General features: G+C 63.7%; 15 protein-coding genes and 3 pseudogenes. 5 read left to right on the forward strand and 13 right to left on the reverse strand.

Features of this window, described 5'->3' with window-relative positions; translation table 11 throughout:
- Positions 1 to 23: 23 nt before the first annotated feature.
- The gene (locus XH84_RS05510; protein ID WP_128916865.1) at positions 24 to 1,787 is read right to left on the reverse strand and encodes an ABC transporter ATP-binding protein; all 1,764 of its coding nucleotides are present in this window, start codon (positions 1,785 to 1,787) and stop codon (positions 24 to 26) included.
- A 271-nt stretch (positions 1,788 to 2,058) separates the two neighbouring features.
- Between XH84_RS05510 and XH84_RS05515 the strand changes: the two genes are divergently transcribed.
- Positions 2,059 to 3,129, forward strand: coding sequence for a glycosyltransferase family 4 protein (locus XH84_RS05515; RefSeq protein ID WP_128916864.1), 1,071 nt, complete (start codon positions 2,059 to 2,061; stop codon positions 3,127 to 3,129).
- 165 nt (positions 3,130 to 3,294) lie between these two features.
- Here XH84_RS05515 and XH84_RS05520 read toward each other — a convergent pair.
- The 5 genes and pseudogenes from XH84_RS05520 to XH84_RS05535 all read right to left on the reverse strand — a co-directional run bounded on the left by XH84_RS05520 (position 3,295) and on the right by XH84_RS05535 (position 9,473).
- Positions 3,295 to 5,225 (reverse strand): annotated as a pseudogene (locus XH84_RS05520) (alkyl/aryl-sulfatase).
- Positions 5,226 to 5,372: 147 nt separating this feature from the next.
- Positions 5,373 to 6,653 carry a TRAP transporter large permease gene (locus XH84_RS41575; protein WP_245471622.1) on the reverse strand — a complete coding sequence of 427 codons (1,281 nt, stop codon included), beginning with the start codon at positions 6,651 to 6,653 and terminating at the stop codon, positions 5,373 to 5,375.
- Positions 6,654 to 6,869: 216 nt separating this feature from the next.
- A pseudogene (locus XH84_RS41580) lies at positions 6,870 to 7,349 on the reverse strand (TRAP transporter small permease); the annotation flags it as partial.
- A gap of 155 nt (positions 7,350 to 7,504) precedes the next feature.
- A complete protein-coding gene (locus tag XH84_RS05530; protein WP_128916862.1) occupies positions 7,505 to 8,506 on the reverse strand; it encodes a DctP family TRAP transporter solute-binding subunit in 1,002 nt (333 codons plus the stop codon).
- Between the two features lie 196 nt (positions 8,507 to 8,702).
- On the reverse strand, positions 8,703 to 9,473 hold the full coding sequence (locus tag XH84_RS05535) for a methyltransferase domain-containing protein (RefSeq protein WP_128916861.1): 771 nt from the start codon (positions 9,471 to 9,473) through the stop codon (positions 8,703 to 8,705).
- Positions 9,474 to 9,619: 146 nt separating this feature from the next.
- Between XH84_RS05535 and XH84_RS05540 the strand changes: the two genes are divergently transcribed.
- The 3 genes from XH84_RS05540 (at position 9,620) to XH84_RS05550 (ending at position 12,636) form a co-directional block, all read left to right on the forward strand.
- Entirely contained in the window at positions 9,620 to 10,363 is a 744-nt protein-coding gene (locus XH84_RS05540) for an SDR family NAD(P)-dependent oxidoreductase (protein WP_128917177.1), read from the forward strand.
- Between the two features lie 315 nt (positions 10,364 to 10,678).
- Positions 10,679 to 11,410 carry a hemerythrin domain-containing protein gene (locus XH84_RS05545; RefSeq protein ID WP_128916860.1) on the forward strand — a complete coding sequence of 244 codons (732 nt, stop codon included), beginning with the start codon at positions 10,679 to 10,681 and terminating at the stop codon, positions 11,408 to 11,410.
- Positions 11,407 to 12,636 carry an MFS transporter gene (locus tag XH84_RS05550; RefSeq protein ID WP_245471599.1) on the forward strand — a complete coding sequence of 410 codons (1,230 nt, stop codon included), beginning with the start codon at positions 11,407 to 11,409 and terminating at the stop codon, positions 12,634 to 12,636. Before XH84_RS05545 ends, XH84_RS05550 begins: the two co-directional genes overlap by 4 nt.
- 82 nt (positions 12,637 to 12,718) lie before the next feature.
- Here XH84_RS05550 and XH84_RS40545 read toward each other — a convergent pair whose 3' ends face one another.
- From XH84_RS40545 to XH84_RS05585, 7 genes and pseudogenes are all read right to left on the reverse strand, one after another.
- On the reverse strand, positions 12,719 to 12,886 hold the full coding sequence (locus XH84_RS40545; RefSeq protein ID WP_283810266.1) for an ABC transporter substrate binding protein: 168 nt from the start codon (positions 12,884 to 12,886) through the stop codon (positions 12,719 to 12,721).
- Between the two features lie 332 nt (positions 12,887 to 13,218).
- Positions 13,219 to 13,836: a DsrE family protein gene (locus XH84_RS05560; protein WP_245471601.1), complete on the reverse strand. Its 618-nt coding sequence runs from the start codon at positions 13,834 to 13,836 to the stop codon at positions 13,219 to 13,221.
- Between the two features lie 24 nt (positions 13,837 to 13,860).
- Positions 13,861 to 14,490 carry a hypothetical protein gene (locus XH84_RS05565; protein WP_245471602.1) on the reverse strand — a complete coding sequence of 210 codons (630 nt, stop codon included), beginning with the start codon at positions 14,488 to 14,490 and terminating at the stop codon, positions 13,861 to 13,863.
- Positions 14,487 to 15,470, reverse strand: a complete 984-nt coding sequence (locus XH84_RS05570) for a TAXI family TRAP transporter solute-binding subunit (protein WP_245471623.1) — start codon at positions 15,468 to 15,470, stop codon at positions 14,487 to 14,489. Before XH84_RS05570 ends, XH84_RS05565 begins: the two co-directional genes overlap by 4 nt.
- 123 nt (positions 15,471 to 15,593) lie before the next feature.
- On the reverse strand, positions 15,594 to 17,018 hold the full coding sequence (locus XH84_RS05575) for a coiled-coil domain-containing protein (protein WP_128916857.1): 1,425 nt from the start codon (positions 17,016 to 17,018) through the stop codon (positions 15,594 to 15,596).
- A 532-nt stretch (positions 17,019 to 17,550) separates the two neighbouring features.
- A pseudogene (locus XH84_RS05580) lies at positions 17,551 to 17,726 on the reverse strand (calcium/proton exchanger); the annotation flags it as partial.
- A gap of 152 nt (positions 17,727 to 17,878) precedes the next feature.
- A complete protein-coding gene (locus tag XH84_RS05585; RefSeq protein WP_206734070.1) occupies positions 17,879 to 18,940 on the reverse strand; it encodes an isocitrate/isopropylmalate dehydrogenase family protein in 1,062 nt (353 codons plus the stop codon).
- 169 nt (positions 18,941 to 19,109) lie between these two features.
- Here XH84_RS05585 and XH84_RS05590 point away from each other — a divergent pair, with 169 nt between their 5' ends.
- Positions 19,110 to 20,498 carry an MFS transporter gene (locus XH84_RS05590; RefSeq protein WP_128916855.1) on the forward strand — a complete coding sequence of 463 codons (1,389 nt, stop codon included), beginning with the start codon at positions 19,110 to 19,112 and terminating at the stop codon, positions 20,496 to 20,498.

Genomic DNA, 20,498 nt, shown 5'->3' on the forward strand with positions numbered 1-20,498 from the left:
GACTCGAGAACGCGACTGTTGGCTTACGCGGCGGCTTGCGAGAGCCGACTCATTTCCTGCGTGACCAGTTCACGGTAGGGTCCGTGACCCTGCATGAGGCGCTCGGGCGATCCGTCTTCGATGATCTTACCATTTCTCAGGACCACCACACGGTCGAAATTGCGCAGCGTCGCCAGCCGATGCGCGATCGCGATCACGGTGCGGCCGCGCATCAGGCGCGACAGCGCCTCGCGGATCGCCTCCTCGGACTCGCTGTCGAGCGCCGCGGTGGCCTCGTCCAGCAGCAGGATCGGCGCGTCCTTCAGGAAAGCGCGCGCGATCGCGATGCGCTGGCGCTGGCCGCCCGACATCTTCACGCCGCGGTCGCCGACCATGGTGTCGAGGCCTTCGGGCAGACCGTCGATGAAATCGCAGCGCGCCGCGATCGCCGCACGCAGCACCTCGTCGTCGGTCGCGTTCGGGCGTCCGTAGCGGATGTTCTCGCGGATGGAGCGATGAAACAAGGAGATGTCCTGCGGCACGACGGAGATCGCCTCGCGCAGGCTCAGCTGGGTGACCTTCGAGATGTCCTGCCCGTCGATAGTGATGCTGCCATCGTCGACGTCGTAGAAGCGCTGCAGCAGCGTGAACAGCGTCGACTTGCCGCCGCCGGACTGGCCGACCAGGCCGACGCGCTGGCCGGGCTGCAAGCGAAGGCTGAACCGCTCGAAGATCTTCTCGCCGCCGGGATAGCCGAAGGTGACGTTGTTGTATGCAATCGCGGCGCCGCTCTTCACAAGAGGTTCAGCTTCAGGGTGATCGCGCAGCCCGTGCGGCACCAGCAGCGTGGCGATCGCCTCGGTCAGACGGGCGACGTGCTGGGTGACGTCGACCAGCGCCACCGCGAGATCGCGCGTGGCGCTCAGGATGGAGATGCCAAGCGTGCAGACCAGCACGACGTCGCCGGTGGTGGCTTCACCCTTCTGCCAGAGCGTGACTGCCCAGGCCATCAGCGCAACCGTCAAAAGCACGGTCACAGCGGCATGCAGCAGCCGCAGTTTCTCCAGATAACGCAGGCTGCGGCTTCGCGCGGTGAGTTCCCGATTCACCGTCGCATCGAACCGCTCATGCTCGTGGCCGATGCCGCAGAAGGCCCGCACCAGCGGCATGTTGCTGATGACGTCGATCATCTCGCCGTCCACGACCGCCGCCTTGTCGGCGAAATCATCGTGCAGGGGCTTGCCGGCGGCGGCCAGGTGGAACATCGCGATCACCATGCCTCCGGCGATCACGCTGAGCCCGAGCGCCATATAAGGGCTGACGGTTCCAATCAGGGCAATTGCCGCAATTGTGGCAATGCACGGCGGCAACACGTTCCAGACGAACATGTTCTCGACCGTGAACACCGCGTTCGAGGTCGCCGTGATGCGGCTCGTCAGCATGCCCGGCATGCGGTCGGAGAAATAGCTCGGCGCGTGCCCGGTCAGATGACGAAATATGTCACGGCGTAAATCACCCGTGACACGAACGAAGGTGAAGCTCGCTGTCCAGCTCGCGATCCGCCACAGGAAATTGTCGGCGGCGATCAGCGACATGAGTAAAATGAATGCCAGCCATACGCTGCCTCCGTGCGATGGTCCGGCTGACAGACTGTCGACCAGGGATTTGACGCCGTATTGCGTGCCTACGGAGCAAGCAACCGCTGCCACGACCGCGCTCAGGATCACCAAATGCGAGGCGAGACGACGCCGGAGATAGCGCAAGACAAAGGCAAATGGCCTGCGCGCGTATCCAGAAAGCTGATCCATATGGCTATCGCCCCGTTATGCTGGTTTTCGTTGTTACTGATCGATTGAACATCGACCTCTTCGCCTCGGTTCCCGGGCCGGGCGATCACGACATGCGGATACGGACGATCTGAGAAGATGTAGTGGCAGCATCGAGACGGTCCGCGGACGTGTCGAATATGTAACGTTCGGAGGAAGGAACTTCGCAACTGCGGGAACGTTCCCTTGTCTGGCATGCCGGTGCCGTACTGGCGGGGGTTTCAACATTCATGATCGCAGAGGAGATGGTGAGATGCGCATCGCGCAGGTAGCTCCGTTGACGGAGGCTGTTCCACCCAAGCTGTATGGCGGCACCGAGCGGGTGGTGCATTGGTTGACGGAGGAGTTGGTAGCGCTTGGGCACGACGTGACGCTGTTCGCCAGCGGCGACTCCCAGACCTCAGCCAGGCTGGACGCGCTGTGGCCGAAAGCGCTTCGTCTCGACGGGTCCGTGCGCGATCCCAATGCGTTGCACATGGTGCTGCTGGAGCGCGTGCGGCAGAAATGTGACGACGAGGAGTTCGATTTCCTCCACTTCCATCTCGACTATTATCCCTGGTCGCTGTTCTACCGCCAGCCAACGCCGTTCCTGACCACGCTGCACGGCCGGCTCGACCTGCCGGAGCATCAGCCGGTCTTCAACACCTTCTCCAAGATGCCCGTCATCTCGATCTCCAACGCGCAGCGGCGGCCGGTGCCGCAGGCGAGCTGGGTGACGACGATTCATCACGGTCTTCCGGAGAACCTGCTGACGCCGAAGCCCGCAAAGCAGGAATATCTCGCCGTGCTCGGCCGCATCGCGCCCGAGAAGGGCGTCGACCGCGCCATCAAGATCGCGACCCATTGCGGCATTCCGCTGAAGATCGCGGCCAAGGTCGATCGCGCCGATCAGGATTACTACGACGAGCTGATCCGGCCGATGATCGAGAACAATCCGCTGGTGGAGTTCATCGGCGAGATCAGCGATCACGAGAAGTCGGATTTCCTGAGCGGCGCACTCGGGCTTCTGCTGCCGATCGACTGGCCGGAACCGTTTGGCCTGGTGATGATCGAAGCCATGGCCTGCGGAACGCCGGTCGTCGCCTTCAACCGCGGCTCGGTGCCGGAGATCATCGACGAGGGGTTGACCGGCTTCGTCGTCGAGGACGTGCTCAGCGCGGCCGGTGTGGTGAACCGTCTTCCGCAACTCGACCGCGCCGCGATCCGCAAGCAGTTCGAGACGCGCTTCACGGCGCGGCGCATGGCCCTGGATTACCTCGCGGCCTATCGCAGCCTGACCGAGGCACAAGCGCCGCGGATCAAGCTGGTGAGCAGCGCGGAGTAGCGCGGAGGCACTTACCACTCTCGTGTCCCGGACGCGCTGCAACGCTCCTAAGCGTTGCGGCGCAGAGCCGGGACCCACGCAGTCGGAGATGCTCGCGGAAACATGGGCCCCCGGCTCTGCAGCGCACCGCTGAAGAAGCGCTGCGCTGCGTCCGGGGCACGAGCCCTACACCACCACCGCCCGCTTCGGCTCGACGATCTCGAACATCCTTGGAAACTCGTCCATCAGGCCCATCAGCTCGGCAAGCTTCATCGGGTTGCCCGCGAGCTTGACCTTGCCGGCGGCAACGGCTTCCGGAAAGCTCGTCAGCTTGGCGATCACCTCGTCCAGCGTAGAGCGCGCCAGCGTGAAGCTGGCATCGGCGCCCTCCGCAGGCATCCCCTCGGCGTAGGTGAGCGCACAGTTCTCCAGATTGAGCACGAAGGTCTCGCCGGTATCGGAAAAGTGCCAGTTCAAGACGATGTGCTTGCCTTCCGCCTTGGGGCCGTTGAGGCGGATACCCATGACATCCCAGAGCTGCGAGGTGCGCAGCGCGGCCAGCGTCTCGCGCGGCATCGGCGGACGCGCCGGCACCTTCGGCATGCCCTGGCGCAACTCCTGCGCGCCGAACAGATAGGCGTTGCGCCAGGTCGCGCTTTCGGCGGCGTAGCCGAGCTGCTCCAGCGTGTCGGCGAGCAGACCGCGCGCCGCCGCATTGTCAGGTTCGGCAAAGACGAGATGGCCGAGCGCCTGGGCGACGAAGCGAAATTCGCCCTTGTCGAAATCCGCAGCCGCCCGCGCCAGAATGGCATCCGCGCCGCCCATGTACTCGACATACTTCCTGCCCGCCTCGACCGGCGGCAGCGGATCGAGATTGACCGGATTGGCGTCGTACCAGCCGAGATATTTCTGGTAGATCGCCTTCACGTTGTGGCGGATGTGGCCGTAATAGCCGCGGCCATGCCAGGCGCCCTGCAGGCTCTTCGGCAGCTTAATCGTCTCGGCGATCTCGGCGGCGGTGAGGCCGTGATTCATCAGGCGGATGGTCTGGTCATGCGCGAATTTGTAGAGATCGCGCTGCTGGCGGATCATGGTGCCGATGCGCTCGGCACCCCACACTGGCCAGTGATGCTGGCCGCACATCGCTTCCGCCTTGCCGTCCCAGAGCCGCAACGCCTCGTTCAGATATTTCGACCAGGCCAGCGCGTCGCGCACGTCGGCGCCGCGAAACGGCAGCAGATGTTGTGGAAATTATGCGTGCAGTTTTCGGCGAGGTTGAGAAGCTTGTAGCGCGGGATGAAGAAATGCATCTCCGCCGGCGCTTCGCTGTTCGGCGCCATCTGGAATTCGAATTCGACGCCGTCGATGACGCGCCTGTCGCCGGTCGCCATGATCAGGTCCGTGGGACGCAACAGCGCAACCGATCCTGCCGCCATTGACTTGCCGAGCCCGCAATCGACCTGTCCCCGCGCCCCCTTGGCCAGCAGCGGCCCGAACTGGTACTGCGCCCGGCGCAGCATGGCCGGTCCCGCAATGATGTTCTCGGAGACGGCGTGCTCCATGAACAGGTTCGGCGCGATGATCGGCACCCTGCCGGTCGCGAGCGCATCCTCCTCCAGCACGCCGCGCGCCCCGCCCCAATGGTCGGTATGCGTGTGGGTGAAGATGACGGCCGTAACGGGCTTCAGGCCCCGATGCCTGAAATAGAGATCGAGCGCGGCGCGGGCGCCTTCGATCGAGGTCAGGGTGTCGACGACGATGACGCCGCTGTCGCCCTCGATCAGCGTCATGTTGGCGATGTCGAGCCCGCGCACCTGGTAAACGCCGGGCACGACCTCGAATAGGCCGTACTGCATGTTGAGACGCGACTGCCGCCACAGGCTCGGATTGACCGTGGGCGGCGCCTGTTCAGAGGACAGGAAGCCGTAAGGCTCGAGGCTCCAGACCGTCCGCCCCTGCGGGTTCGTGATTTCTGCGTTCTCGATCGTGCCGAGGAAGCCGCGTGCGGCATCGTCGAAATCCCGCGTGTCGGAAAACGGCAGCGCGTTCAGCATTGCCGCGTGCTGCGCGATGACCGAGGGCGTTGCGTCCTTCGGCTCGTTGGTGATGTCGGTCATCGGCTGGCTCCTCCCCTGCTCTGGTTGGAACCATCTAAGCTCATATCATCACCGATTGCCATTGCGGGCGCCGTGCAGCCCGCATGATGCGGCCGCTCTTACCCCCCAGGAGAGGGTAAGAGTCGGCCGCTCGTGCCGCTTATTTCGCTACATCCCCAGCAGCCGCGGCAGCCATAGCGACAGGCCGGGCCAATACGTCACCAAAACGAGGAATCCCAGCATGGTGAGCAGCCATGGCCAAACCGCGACCGTGAGCTCGGTGATGCCCATCTTGGCGATGCCTGAGGCGACGTAGAGATTGAGGCCGACAGGCGGATGGCACAGGCCGACCTCCATGTTGACCGTCATCAGGATGCCGAAATGGATCGGGTCGATGCCGAGCTTGATCGCGACCGGAAACAGGATCGGGGCCATGATCAGGATGATCGAGGACGGCTCCATCACATTGCCTGCCACCAGCAGAAGGAGGTTGACGAGCAGCAGGAAGCCGATCCACCCCAAGCCCTGGTCGATCATCCATTGCGCCAGTGCCTGCGGCACGTTCTCGTAGGTCATCAGGAACGAGAACAGCACGGCGTTGGTGATGATGTAGAGCAGCATCGCCGAGAGGTTCGCCGACGACAGCAGCACCCGCGGCACGTCGCGCAGCTTCAGATCCTTGTAGATGAACACCGCGACGATGAAGGCGTAGACCGCGCTGACGGCGGCAGCTTCGGTCGGCGTGAACAGGCCGCTGTAGATGCCGCCGATCACGATCACGATTAGCAGGATGCCCCAGATCGACTTGCGGAAGGCATCGAGACGCTGGAGGAAGGTGGCCTTCGGCATCCGCGGATAGTCGTTGCGCCAGGCCCGATAGAACGTCGTGGCGCCGAGCAGCGAGGCCAGCACGAATCCCGGCACGATGCCGGCGATGAAGAGCTTGCCGACCGAGCTGTTGGTGGAGACGGCGTAGAGCACCATCGGGATCGACGGCGGAATGAGGATGCCGAGCGAGCCCGACGTGGTGATGACACCCGCGCCGAACCGCTTCGGGAAGCCTTGCGCGACCATCGCCGGCAGGATCACCGAGCCAATCGCCACCACCGTCGCCGGCGAGGAGCCGGAGATCGCCGCGAACAGCGCGCAGGCGACCACGCCCGACAGCGCCAGACCGCCGTACCAATGGCCGACCAGCGAGGTCGCGAAGGTGATCATCCGCCGCGCCACCCCGCCATGGGTCAGGAAGTTACCGGCGAGGATGAAGAACGGGATCGCCATGATCTCGAAATTCTCGATGCCGGTGAACAGCTTCAGCGCCACCGATTCCGTCCGCACATCGGTCAGCGTGAACATGAAGCTGAGCACGGTGAGACCCAGCGCGATCGAGATCGGCATGCCCGTGAGCATCAAGGAGAGCAGCAGCGCGAACACGATGACGACGCGCAGGCCCTGCGGCAAAGTGATGAGGTGGCCCGCATGCGCGAAGCATACGGCGACGATCAACACCGGCAGCAGCATCAGGATCCAGCCGAGCGGGCTGCGCTCGTCCCGGACGACCTGGCTGGGCGTGACCGGCGCCGGATGCACTGGGTCCACTTCGACGCCTTCGACGCCCGCCATGTCGTGATGCGGCAGCTCCCCGGTGCGGTAGAACGACCAGGCGACCTGCAGGAAGCGGAAGCACATCAGGCCGGAGCCGAGCGGGATGGTGAGATACACCATCCACATCGGCGCTTCCAAATCGTTGGACTGCTGCCCGGTCTGCCACATCTGGCCGACGAAGGCGGCGCCGAAATAGGCGACGATGGCGGTAAAGAGCGCGCCGCACAACAAGCCGAAGGTGATGACGCGGCGGCGCGATCCGCCGGGAAGGATGTTGACCAGCACGTCGACGCCGACATGGATGCCGGTCCGCACGCCGTAAGCGGCGCCGAACTTCGCCATCCAGATGAACATGTAGATGCAGAGCTCCTGCGCCCAGGACAGGTCGAGAGCGGCAAGCCAAAGGAAGGTCGCGCGCGCCGGGACGGCCAGGAAAGTCAGGTTGCGGGCTTCCGCCCATTTGGCGATGTCGATCGACAGCCCGGCGCCATAACGGTGCAGCACGGCAACGAAGATGAGCGACGTCGCAGCCGCGATCATCGTCGCGATCAGCCACTCCTCGAGATGATCGAGAAAACGATTCAGCACACGCAGCAACTTGGTCCCCCCAGCATTAACTCGTCCACTCAAGAGCGAAACGGCCGGGAGTGCGATCACCCCCGACCGTTGGTGTTGTTATTATTGGGCCGCGGCCGTCAGTTCATCTTGACGTCGAGTTCCTTGGCGACGAGATCGAGCACCTCCTGCCCGACCCTGCCCTTTGCCCATTTGTAGGTCGGCTGCATGGCTTCCTGCCACGCCTTGCGATCGGCGTCGGTGAGGTAATGCAGATTGGTCTTGCCGGTCTTCTTGATCGCGGCCAGCGCGTCCTCGTTCTCCTGGCGCGCGATCGAGTTGGTGTAGTCGGTCGCCTCCGCCATCGCCTTGTCGAGCTGGGTGCGGATATCGGGCGGAAGACCGGACCAGAACTTCGAATTGACGATGACGGCATATTGCAGATGGGCGTGATAGGACACGGTGATGTCCTTCTGCACTTCGTAGAACTTCTGCGTCAGGTAGTTCGACGCGGTGTTCTCGCAGCCGTCGACCACGCCGGTCTGCAGGGCCTGGTAAACTTCCGAGAACGCCATGATTTGCGGGATCGAGCCCATGATGCGGAGATATTGGTCCGCGACCTTCGATCCGGAGATGCGGAATTTAAGACCCTGGAAATCTGTCGGTTTCAGCAAGGGGCGGTTGGCGGAGAGCATGTGGAAGCCGTTGTCCCAATAGGCGAGCCCGGTGATGCCCTTGGCCTCGAGCTTCTGGAACAGCCACTTGCCGACCGTGCCCTTCATCGCGTTGGCATAGGTCTCGTCGTCCTTGAACAGCCAGGGCAGGTCCAGTGCCTCGAATTCCTTGATGCCGAGAGGCGCGAATTTCGCGGTGGAGGGCGCGAGCATCTGCACCGAGCCGAGCTGCAGCGCCTCGATCTCCTCCTTGTCCTTGTAGAGCGTGGAGTTCGGGTAGACTTCGACCTTGACCTTGCCGTCGGTGTATTTCTCGGCAAGCTCCTTGAACTTCAGCGCGCCCTTTCCCTTCGGGGTGTCGTTGGTGACGACGTGACTGAACTTGATGACGATCGGATTTTGGGCCTGCGCAACGGCAGGAGCCCAAACGAGCGCGGCAGCCGCGACCGCGAGAAGCAGTTTGCGCATGAAGACCTCCCCAACAACTTCGAAAACCGGGTTCTTTTTGTTTTGCAGGTCAGTAGTGGCAGCAATCCGCAAGCCGAACAACTAGACCTAAGCCCAATTTGCCGTAGCCAAGCTATCTTGACGGGTGCTGTCTACGCAACCCGGCCCTCGCGCTCGCCCCAGGGAACGAGCGCTTATGTCGCATTGCGGCAATGCATCAGCCCTTGCGCTGGGCGACCATGAAGAGACGGCGGAACGGGAACAGGGTCTGCCCCGCCGCATTCTTCGGATAGGCCTTCGCAACGCGCATCCCATAGGCGGCTTCGAACGCCAGCTTCTCGTCGCCCGCGAGCACGTCAAGATAGCGCGTCAGCCAGGTGCCCTTGGTCCATTCCTTGACGGGGTTCTCGCCTTCGAGCACTTGCAGATATTCGGTCTCCCAGATGTCGATGTTGGCCGACATCGGCGCAAGAAGATCGTGGTAGAACGCCGGCTCCTCGACCGGCGGCGGGGTGACGAGATGCTCGACCTTGGACCGCCACGGACCATTGAGCGCGGTCTCGCCGATCAGGACATGCGAGGGCGCCAGAAAGTTGCGCGGCATCTGCACCGCAAGCATGCCGCTAGGCTTCACCTTGTCCATCACTGCCGGAAACAGTGCCGCATGATTGGGCAACCAGTGCAGTGCGGCATTGGAATAGATCAAGTCGTATCGCTTGGCCGGACGCCAATGGCCGAGGTCCTCGTGTGACCATTCCACGTCGGGTGCGGCCTTGCGGCCGGCGGCGACCATCTCGGCGGAGCCCTCGACCCCGGTCACCGTCGCGGCCGGCCAGCGCTCCTTGATGAGCTTTGTGACGTTGCCGGCGCCCGCGCCGAGATCGGCAATCTCGCGCGGGCCAAAATCCGGAATCCGCATCAAGAGGTCCACGGCGGGCCGGAGCCGGTGGCCGGAGAATTTCAGATATTGCTGCGGATCCCAGACCATCGCTCAACGCCTTTTTCTTTTTCGTGTTTCCTTCAACGTCGCTCTTGGTTACCACTGCTCGTCCCGCTCAGGCAATTCGCTGGGGCCCGCGGGACGGCAGGAAACGGGCAGCAACAAGCAAGAACCAAGCAAGAGAGCGTGTGACCATGGACCTCGGGCTCAAATCGAAAACCGCTGTTGTCACCGGCGCCAGCATCGGCATCGGCCGCGCCATCGCCAAGGGCCTGGCGGCCGAAGGCGTGCGCGTCGTCGGCGTGGCGCGGCGCACCGATCTTCTCGCCGAGCTGGTGCAAGAGGTCGGTGGCGGGCTGATCACGCCGTTCGAGCAGGACGTCATGGCCAAGGACGCGGCGGAGAGGATCGCGGCCTTCGCGTTGAAGGAGCTCAGCCATGTCGACATCCTCGTCAACAATGCCGGCGGCAGCCGGCCGCTGCCTGTCGATGCGCCCGACAGCAAATGGGACGAGGCGATCGCGCTGAATTTCACCAGCTACCGCCGCATCGCGCATGCGCTGCTGCCGCAGATGATCGAACGCAAATGGGGCCGCATCGTCAACATCACCGGCAAGTCCGAGCCGGAAGGGCTGAACGCGGCGTTCGCGGCCAAGGCCGCGGTGCATGCCTGGGCCAAGGGCTTGTCGCGCGAGATCGGCGAGCACGGCATCACCATCAACTGCATTCCGCCCGGCCGCATCATGAGCGAGCAGATCCGCCGCAACTACGCGCCCGACTATCGCGAGCGCTTTGCGGAAGAAGAGATTCCGGTCGGCTATTGGGGCGAGCCGGAGGATTTGGCGGCGCTAGCGGTGTTTCTGGCCTCACCCGTGGCGCGGTACATCACGGGGACGGTGATCCCGGTGGACGGGGGCTTGCGGCGGTATCAGTTCTAGGGCTGCGAACCGCGAAGCAATCTTCGCACGCTTCTTCGTTTTGGCGCTTGCAGCCATGTTGCCGGCCGTCGCCTCCGCACGACCAGCGCTTTGCCTCGGTGAAGCGTGACGGGTTTCGCAAGTGCCCGCGCATCTTCCGGGCTGGCGGTGGATTTCACGCTCTGCCGCAGGGTGCGCGATGTGCAGCCTGGAACCCGACGAGCAAGTCGTTATATCGCAAGGAACGACGCTTTCCATTGCACGTTGACGCGCCGTCTTGCCGGACCCCTGCAATCCGGCCGAGCAATATCCGCATTGCACTACGGAGGGTCGGCCATGGAAGTCATCGTGCCAGACAAGCGCCGTCGGCACCTGCTCGGAACAGCGCTGATGACCGTCGCGGCGCCGGCAATTCTCGCCAAGCGGGCCCTGGCCGATAACAAGGGGATCGGCGAGAAGCTGAAGGAAGCGGTCACGGGGAAGAGGGACGAGGAGGTCACGCCACCCGAGGACCTGATGCGCGAGCACGGCGTACTTGAGCGTGTGCTGCTGCTCTACGAGGCCGCGATGCGGAAGCTCTCGTCCAACGAAGATTTCGACCCCGCGCTGATCACGCAGTCGGCCGAGATCATTCGCGATTTCATCAACAACTACCATGAGAAGTCGGAGGAGCAACACGTCTTCCCGCGATTCAAGAAGGCCGGGAAGATGACGGATCTCGTGGACATCCTGCTGCGCCAGCACGAAGCGGGCCGAAAGGTCACACAGTCGATCCTGACCCTTGCGCCCAAGAGCCGAACCGGTGCCGATGACCGCAAGCAGCTCGTCGACTCCATGCAGTCCTTCATCACGATGTACCGGCCGCATGCCGCGCGGGAGGATACTGATCTCTTTCCAAAGCTGAAGGACGTGGTCTCGTCGAGCGAATACGACGCCATGGCCGAGGAATTCGAGAAGAAAGAGCACGAGATGTTCGGAGAGGACGGCTTCGAGAAGATCGCCGCCCGCGTTGCCCGGCTCGAGCAGCAGATGGGCATCGACGATTTGAACCAATTCACGCCGCGTTGACCGGCGGGGCGCCGGGCCTGCGCGAGCATGGTGGAGGATTGCTGATGGTGCGATCCGGAAAGGCAGGCGACTTCGGCTCTCCGGCGTTTCTCTTCGTGATGACGACGGGCATCGTCAACTTGTTCGGTGACATCACCTATGAAGGCGGCGCCAGCATCAACGGGCCGTTCATGGCCTCGCTCGGCGCAAGTGCCGCCATCGTCAGCGTCACGGCGGGGATTGGCGAGTTTCTCGGCTACGCCCTGCGCCTTCCCGCCGGCTACGCGGCGGACCGGACCGGCTGCTACTGGCTCATCACGTTCGCCGGCTACGTCATCAACCTCTTCGCCGTGCCAGCCATGGCGCTCGCTGGAAGCTGGCAGGTCGCGGCCGCGCTCATCCTGGCCGAGCGCGTAGGCCGCGCGCTTCGCAAGCCCACCGTCGAAGCGATGCTCTCCTATACGACGGCTGAACTCGGCAAAGGGTGGGTGTACGCGCTGAACACTGCGCTTGACGAGTTCGGCGCGACCCTCGGTCCGCTCATCGTCGCGGCGGTGCTTCTGCTGAAGGGGGACTTCCGGACCGGGTACGCCTGCCTGACGATCTCGGCCGCGGCGGCGCTCGTCGCGCTGGTGGTCGCACGGGTCAACTTCCCGCTGCCGTCAAGCCTCGATCAGGGCGGGACGGCCCCGGCAAAGGACTTCGGCACGGCCTATTGGCTGTACATGCTGGCCGGCGCGCTGTTCGCTGCCGGGCTCATGAGCTTCGAACTCATTTCCTACCATTTGACCAAGGCCGGGGTCGCGTCCGAACACTGGATTCCCGTGATGCTCGCCGCCTCGACCGCCTTCGGCGTGCTGGCAAATCTGGCGTTCGGAAAGGCCTACGATCGGACCGGACTTCCGGTGGTGATCGCCGCCGTATGCGTCTCGGCCGCATTCTCACCCTTCGTGTTTCTCGGCGGCTTCTGGCTGGTCCTGTTCGGAATGCTGCTCTGGGGCGTCGGCTACGCGATCCAGGACACGCTGCTCAAGGCGATCGTCGCCGAGGTGCTCCCCGAAGGAAAGCGCAACTTCGCTTTCGGGCTGTACTACGCGGGCTATGGCGTCGGCTGGCTCATTGGCAGCGTCGTGGCGGGCCTGCTGTACGAAAACTCGCGGGCCGGGCTGATCGCATTCTCGGTCCTCGTTCAACTCGCTTCGGTGCCCGTCTTCTTGCTAGCGAGGCGGCAGGAAAGCTCGCGCTGATCGGATTGTCCGTGATGGGTCTTGCAGATGCTTCACCCGTTCCGCCAAACACGTTCGCCCTGGCTCGAACGCAAGCGGCGCGTCAGTCCATCACTTGATCGGCACCGATCAGAAAACTCTCGGGGATCACGAGGCGGAGCGCCTTGGCCGCCTTCAAGTTGATGGTCAGCAGGAATTTGGTGGGCCGCTCGACCGGCAGCTCGGACGACTGCGCTCCCTTCAATATCCTGTCGACATACGCCGCCCTCACCTCACGTTGGCGTCGGGACCGTAGGACATGAGCCCGCCTCCGGAGGCCCAGGCGCCCAGTGTTTTGCCCGACGGGTCAACGTCATGGTGGCGGCGAATGTCGCCGCGGCGCGGTTCGAAAATCGCTTATCGATCAAGGGATCTTCGCCTGTGCATGGGGTTGTTTTCGAGGCTTTGTCACCGCGGACGGTGATCGCTGTGGATGGGGACGCCGCTATCGGTTTTCGGACAAAGGCAGATCACCGCTGGCGGCTCCCGGCGCCTCACGGAGGTATTCGTTCCAGAATCCGCTCGGCTCGCGAAGGCCTGCAGTGCCCGGTTTGCCGTCGGATCTCACGGTTTGACGTAACTCCAGCCCTGTTCCTGCAACTCCATGACGCGGACGACACCGGATTTGACAACCGTGGCCTGCGGAATCAGCCTTATGTCCTTGTTCTCCGCTTTATGCATGTTTTCCTGCGTGTTGCCGCAAGCCTTGAAGGAGATTTCGGGATGGCTCATCGCGAGAACCTCGATCCGCGGCTTTACCGGCGAGGTGTCTTCACGCAGCATGTGAAGCCCAGGACCAAAGGTGACGACCTCGATCGACACTGGCTCACCAAGATCGCGGTAGTATTGCGCGACGTTGGTCGCATTGTTGAGTGCGAGGTTCATCATCGCAGGTTCGTTGGAGTTGACCTGCAATATCAACCGATGGGGCTTGCTGGCGACCTCAGGTTTGATCATCTGAGCCAGCGCTCCCTCGCTCGCAGGGTTGCGCTTGCCTGTGTGATTCTGCCCCGGCTTGCCGGCTTGTTTATGTGCGCTTGAATGCTTCGGGTTGCCCGCTTGGCTCTTCGCACTCGCCTGCGGGATCGACTGGTTGTCCTGCTGCGCCTGCGCGTCTGGTCCGGCCAGAAGCAGCATCGCCAAGCCGCTGATGACTGCCATCGCCAACTTTGGATTGATCATCTCGTTTCTCCCGTTACCTGATCGTCACCGTCCTGGTCTGGCAACGGCATGCGGCCATTTGCATGCCATCCCCACTTTTTCGCGCACGTTCTTGAATCCACTGAGCGAGAATTTCCCCTCCTGCACCGCACCGGTGCGGATGGTGAGACGCACGATGATGTGCCCGTCGTCGGGTAGCGACCTCAGCAACTGCACGACGTCGCCGCCGAAAGCAACGCCGGAACCGAACAGCGGCGAGGCCGCCGTGAGTTGCATTGGCTGTTCCGCATTGAGCTGAAAGGAGACGGCATATTCACTGGCACTGCGTGCCACCGTCGGTCCCGCGACTACGACTTCCGTACGGCCTTTGCGGCAGTAGATTGCGAGCAGCATCGCGGCACCATCCGAGCCGCCAACGGAGGAGGCCGTGGCGGTGACGATCGGTGAATAGTCGACCGGCGAAGTGGTCTCGCTGATCAGCCAGCCATCGTCTGACTGCCGCCGCCCGGGTGGTGGAATCTTACGTGACAGATCTTGCAGACATTCCTGCCGGGCGGGCCCTTCCATCGCCGAACAAGCTCGAAGTGTTGCTATTGGATCGCTCGTGTTTTGCGCGTAAGCGATTCCGCAAGCCACATTGAAAACGACGGCGAGCGGAGGAGCCGCACGCTTCATGGCCGCGCCTGTGCACTTCGCGCCTTGCGATCCAGCCAATCCTGCGCGGCCTGGAAGCGGGTGAGCCCTGGCACAGTGGCCGCGAGATTGATCGACTGCCATTTCGGATCGAAGCCCGGCGCCTGCAGCCGGTCGACGCGCGAGAACAGATACTCGACTAGGCGCGCCACGCGTTGATAGCGATTCGAACGTTGCGGCCAGTTGAACGCAACGAGCGCTGTCGGCACCGCGATGGTCGAGATCCGCTCGCCTTGCCTGATAAGATTGGGATACTCGCTGGCATCCAGGGTCGCGGGCAGATAGTAGTCCTCGAACTTCCTGTCGTAGTTGACTGGCAGGAACTTGAATCCAGCCTCCCAGCGACCCTTTACGAAGGCGTCGACGGGTTTCGAGGTGATGAACACGACGGCAGACATCTCGCCTTTGCGCATCTGTTCAAGAGCCACCTGATGCGGAATGAATGTCTTGTCGATATCGATGCCCAGACGGCTGAAGATCAGTGGTCCTGAATAGGCGGCTGCGGTGCCCAGGGTGTTGAAGTTCACCTTCTTGCCGGCAAGATCCTGCAGGCTAGTGATTTCAGGCCGCACAAAGATATGCAGCTCGGAGGGGAAGAGATTGAGCAGATACGTGATGCGGCTTCGGATCTGCGGTGCCTGGACCTTGTATTCTTCGAGCGCATCGGAATTGATGATGGCGGTGTCGACGCCACGCAGATACAGCAGCGCATTCAGATTATCGGTGGCTCCCCGCGTGACGATCGGCAGGAGATGCAGGTCGGCTCCGTCGTCCACGACGCGAGCCATTTCTGCGGCGAGGCGGATCGGTGCGCCCTCGAGCAGACCGCCGGCGAGCCCGACCGTCCACGCGTTCATCCGGTCCTTTTCATTCTCTTGGGGGAGCGACCTTCGGACGGGCTGAGCATCGGCCCTGGCATTTCGCGCCGTTTGCGCTTCCAAGCAGGTCGCCTGAAGCATCATCGCGACCGGCACCAACGAGGTGAGCAGGAGCAACGAGAGTGATTTTGGCGCTCTGTTCATGTCGTTTCCCTTCCGAATCAGCCACCGCAGCTCTGGTCCCGCAGGACTGCAACAAATCCACTCTCAGCGCTGCAACGCATCCAGCCGCTCCTTCGCTTCGCGAATACCGCCCCGCTGTGCCTTCGCGTAGAGCTCTCGCGCCTTGGCCGCTTCGCCGCGCGTTCCATAGGTCCCCCAGGCGGACAGAACCGCCGGATCGTATGTCTCCGCGAGCATGAAGGTTGCCTGCGCAATGTCCTTCTCTGCCGCGAGCTCGAGTACGATCCGCGCGGCACCGATATTTCCCTGATCGAGCAACGCCCTGGCGCGCGGGATCAATCGGGCCTCCGCCTCGTTTTGGTTTGCGGCAGTCAGCGGCTCCGCGACAGTCGCGTCCACGCTCCGCGTCGCCGGCGAGATCGGGTCTTCATTTGTTTGCTCCACCTGGAGGCGCGCATCGGTCGGGGTCGATGCCGATGCACGGTCTTTTTGCTTGGCTTCGGTCCCGGCCCGCTCCTGATGCAGCGACTGCCGCAGTTCGGCAATCTTCCGGTTCGCTGCCTGTCTCTGCTGCGAGGCCGCATCGTTTGCCTCGCGCAATTGCACGTTCCGGGTTTCGATCTCACGGCGCGTCTCGATAAGTTCCCTTGTCAGCGCGGCTGCATGCGCCTGGGCCTCCTCGAGAGCGCGGCGTTGTTGTTCGGCATTGGCCGCTACCGCTTGCGCCGCTTTGGCCTGGGCAGCGAGCTCGGTGTTCTTCTGCCGCTCGTCTTGCAAAGACTGCCGCAGCTCCGCAACCTCCCGACCCAATGTTTCCTGTTGTTCCGCACCCGCAGCTTCCGCCATGAGCGATCCGCGAGGTATTCCGGCGAGTTCGCTCGCGAGCGCGGCGGCACGTGACTGCGCCTCGTGGCGCTCTTGCTCGGCGCTCGCCGCTGCCGCCTGCGCGGCGTTCGCCTGCTTCACGAGGAGGCCACTTTTTTGCCGTTCCTGCTGCAGGGACTGCTGCAGTTCCGCGATCTCCCGCGCCGCCGCATCTCTCTGCTGCGTGGCAACGTCGTCCGCTTTGCGGGATTGCGCGTTACCGGCGTCGAGTTCGCGGCGGACTCCGGCAAGTTCGTTCGCGAGCTCGGCGTTGCGGGCTTGCTCCTGTTGAAGTGATTTCTGCAGCTCCTCCGCGGCGATTTCCGCCGTTTGCGTGCGCTGGACTGCCTCGTCGAGCTTTCTGTGCGCCTCGACCAGCTCGTTGGCGGGCGCTTCAATGCGCGGCGCGTCTTCGTCCAGCCGCGGGCTCGGCTGCACCACGCTTGCTTGCTCCGCCTGCATCGGGGCTTCAGTCGCTTCGCGCTGAAGGAGCGCCAACGAACCGGTCGTGATTTCCAGCCGCTGATCAAGGCTGACGGCGCTCTTGCCGCCGATGCGCGTCATGTCCGATTGCGCCGTGAATGGTGTGAACACGCCGAGCAGGGCAGCGAGGTAGATGACTGGGACCAGAATTGCAGCCGCCACGAGCCATCCGCCCGATTGTTCGTCTTCCGGATCGACATCCTCCGTTACGGGGTGCCAATGTGTAGGCGCAGGATTGATTGGAGAGCCGTCCCGCCAGACCCATTGACCCGCCCCAGGTGACCAGTGGCCGACCTCAGCAGCCCCGGTCGCATCCTCTACCCAGATGTCTTCTCCGCTCCTCGGTGCTGTATCAATTGGTCGCCGCATGCATCACGCCTCTCTCGACGACAACTGCAATGGGGCGGATGGCTCGGCCTGTTCGCATGGCTCGGTGCTCGATCAGAACACGGTAGATCGAAGTAACGTTGGGGCGGCACGCCGCTATGATTAAATTTATTAAATATATATAATCCATATAATTTAACTGTATGGCAAGTCAAATTAAATAATTAGTGTCGAGATCCGTCGGCTGCCGACGCCCGGTTTGACGACGGTTCATGGAGCAATGTCACTATCCGCCTACGGCTTCGCACCCCGCGGCTTGCGCGATGCTGACGTCCATGTCGAGCCGGTCTTTGCGCGCCGCGCCGAACGCCACCGTTGCCGTCAACAACAGGCCGGACGAGAGCCGCACCCCGGCGCGGTTGTATTCCTGCACGCGGTAGCGCAGGCCGCCGAGCAGCAGGCAGGCCCCAGCATGAACACCGCATTGGTGACGATCGCGTCCGCAATCGAGGCTTTCACCAGCATGTACTGGCCCGCGCGCAGTGTTTTGCCCGACCGGTCAATCCGAGCGCAGCCGCACTTGTCGTCGCGAGGCCGTTCGAAAAACCCTTATCGATCAAGGGGCCTTCTACTGTGCATGGGGTTGTTTTTCGACTTTTTTGATGTGAGCGCCGAGAAAAATGTGCAGGCACCGCTCACCCCGCCTGCAGGATCTCCGCAATCGCCGCCCCCGCCGCGATGGTGCCGAGCTTGCCGCCGACGTCGCGTGTCGCCCTGCCCTCGCCAATCGCTTTGGCCACGGCCGCCTCGATCGCACGCGCGGCCTCCTCATAGCGGACGGCGCCGGTCTTCTCGCCGTGCCAGGCGAGCAGCAGCGCGGTCGACAGGATGAGCGAGACCGGATTGGCGACGTCCTGCCCGGCGATGTCGGGCGCCGAGCCGTGCGCGGCCTGCGCCATCGCGTGGCGGTGACCGACATTGAGCGAGCCGCCGAGCCCGAGGCTGCCCGAAAGCTCGGCGGTGAGATCGGACAGGATGTCGCCGAACATGTTGGTGGACACGATGACGTCGAAACGATCGGGGCGGCGCACCACATGCGCCATCATGGCGTCGACCAGGATGTCGTCGACGCCAAGTCCGGGATAGGCCTTCGCCGCCGCGCGGCAGATGTCGAGGAACATCCCGTCGCCGATCTTGAGCACATTGGCCTTGTGCACGATGGTGAGATGCTTGCGCCGCTTCATCGCGAGGCGGCAGGCGGCGTGCGCGATGCGCTCGCAGCACAGCCGCGTGATCCGGCGCAGCGAGATCACGACGTCAGGCGTGATCAGCATCTCGCCATTGCCTTGCTCCAAATTGCGGTCGGCATAGAAGCCTTCGGTGTTCTCGCGGACCACGACGAGGTCGAAATCACCGATGCGGCCGGGCCTCCCCACATAGGTGCGCGCGGGCCTGATATTGGCGTAGAGGTCGAGATTCTTGCGAAAATGCCTGGACGGGTTGATCTCGCCATGCGCCTCGTCCTTGAAGTCGAAGGTCGCGGTCGGACCCAGGATCAGGCCGTCGGCAGCGCGGACGATGTCGAGCAGCTCGGGGCGCACGGTGGTGCCTGATAGCTTCAGGCTCGCATGCCCGACGGCGTGCTCCTCGAGGCGCAGGTTGAGCTGGAAGCGCTCGGAGGCAGCCCGAAGCACGCCCGCTGTCGCGGTCGTGATCTCGGGTCCGATGCCGTCACCGGGCAGAACGACGATTTGCATGGCGCTTCCCCTCGTTGCAGCGACTGGCGCGATCATACGCCGGCGCGAGGCTGCATCGCCCAGCCTTCGCGCATACACATCATGCACGCATATGCCTGTGGAAGCACCGCAGGCCGTAGTACATGCCAATGTCCCCTCAGCGAGGCCGCCGGAGCAACGCGCCAACGCAATGACAATCACGTTACCTGCCGCCGCGCGCGAGCCTGACCACATCATCTCCGATGGCCTTCCGGCCGCCCAGCGGCGCTGGGCGATCGCCGCGATCTTCACCGCGCTCGCGATGGCCTCGCTCGACACCGCGATCGCCAATATCGCGCTGCCCGCCATTGCCGCCGATCTGCACATCTCGCCGGAGCAGTCGGTCTGGGTGGTCAACGTCTACCAGATCGCGCTGGTGGCGACACTGCTGCCGCTCGGCGCGCTCGGCGAGATCGTCGGGCACCAGCGCATCTATCTTGGCGGCCTGATCCTGTTCACCATCGCCTCGCTGTTCTGCGCGGTGGCGTGGTCGCTGGAGAGCCTCTTGGTCGCCCGCACGCTGCAAGGCCTGGGAGCCAGCGGCATCATGAGCGTCAACACGGCGCTGGTCCGCTTCGTCTATCCCGGCAGGATGCTGGGCCGCGGTTTTGGTCATAACGCGCTGGTGGTCGCGACAGCGTTCACGTTCGGACCTTCGGTCGCCTCCGCCATCCTCGCGCTCGGGCCGTGGCCGTGGCTGTTCGCCGTCAACATCCCGTTCGGCCTCGTCGCCACCGGCATTGGCTTTGCGATGCTGCCGAAGACTCCGCGCGCCGATCACGGCTTTGATTTTCTCGGCGCGGTGCTGGCGGCGGCCTGCCTCGGCCTGTTCATCACCGGCATCGGCAGCGCCGCGCACAATCTGTCGCCGGTGGTCGTCGGCCTCGAGCTGGTCGCGGCGCTCGCGCTCGGCTTGATCCTGACGCGCCGGCATGCCGATCATCCGGCGCCGATGCTGCCGATCGACCTGTTCGCCCGGCCGATGTTCGCGCTGTCGGCGGCAACGGCCGTGTGCTCCTTCGCCGTGCAAGGCCTCGCCTTCGTCTCGCTGCCGTTCTATTTCGAGGACGTGCTGGGCCGCTCGCAGGTCGAGACCGGCTTCTTCATGACGCCGTGGCCGCTGGTGGTCGGCATCATGGCGCCGATCGCCGGACGCCTGTCCGACCGCCACGCGGTCGGCCTGCTCGGCGGCATCGGCCTCGTGCTGCTCGGCCTCGGCATGGCGCTGCTCGCGACGCTGCCGGCCAATCCTGCAATTGCCGACATCATCTGGCGGATGGTGATCTGCGGCATGGGGTTCGGCTTCTTCCAGGCGCCGAACATGAAGGCGGTGATGTCGAGCGCGCCACCGCACCGCAGCGGCAGTGCCTCGGGCATCGTCGCGACCGCGCGCCTGACGGGACAGACGACGGGCGCGGCGCTCGCCGCCGCCTGCTTCGCGCTCGCAGGCCATGACGGTGCGACCTTGGCGCTGGCGCTCGGCGCAGGCTTTGCCGCGCTCGGCAGCGTGATGAGCTTTTTGCGGCTCGCGGTGAAGTAA

Source organism: Bradyrhizobium nanningense (assembly GCF_004114535.1).
Classification (GTDB): domain Bacteria; phylum Pseudomonadota; class Alphaproteobacteria; order Rhizobiales; family Xanthobacteraceae; genus Bradyrhizobium; species Bradyrhizobium nanningense.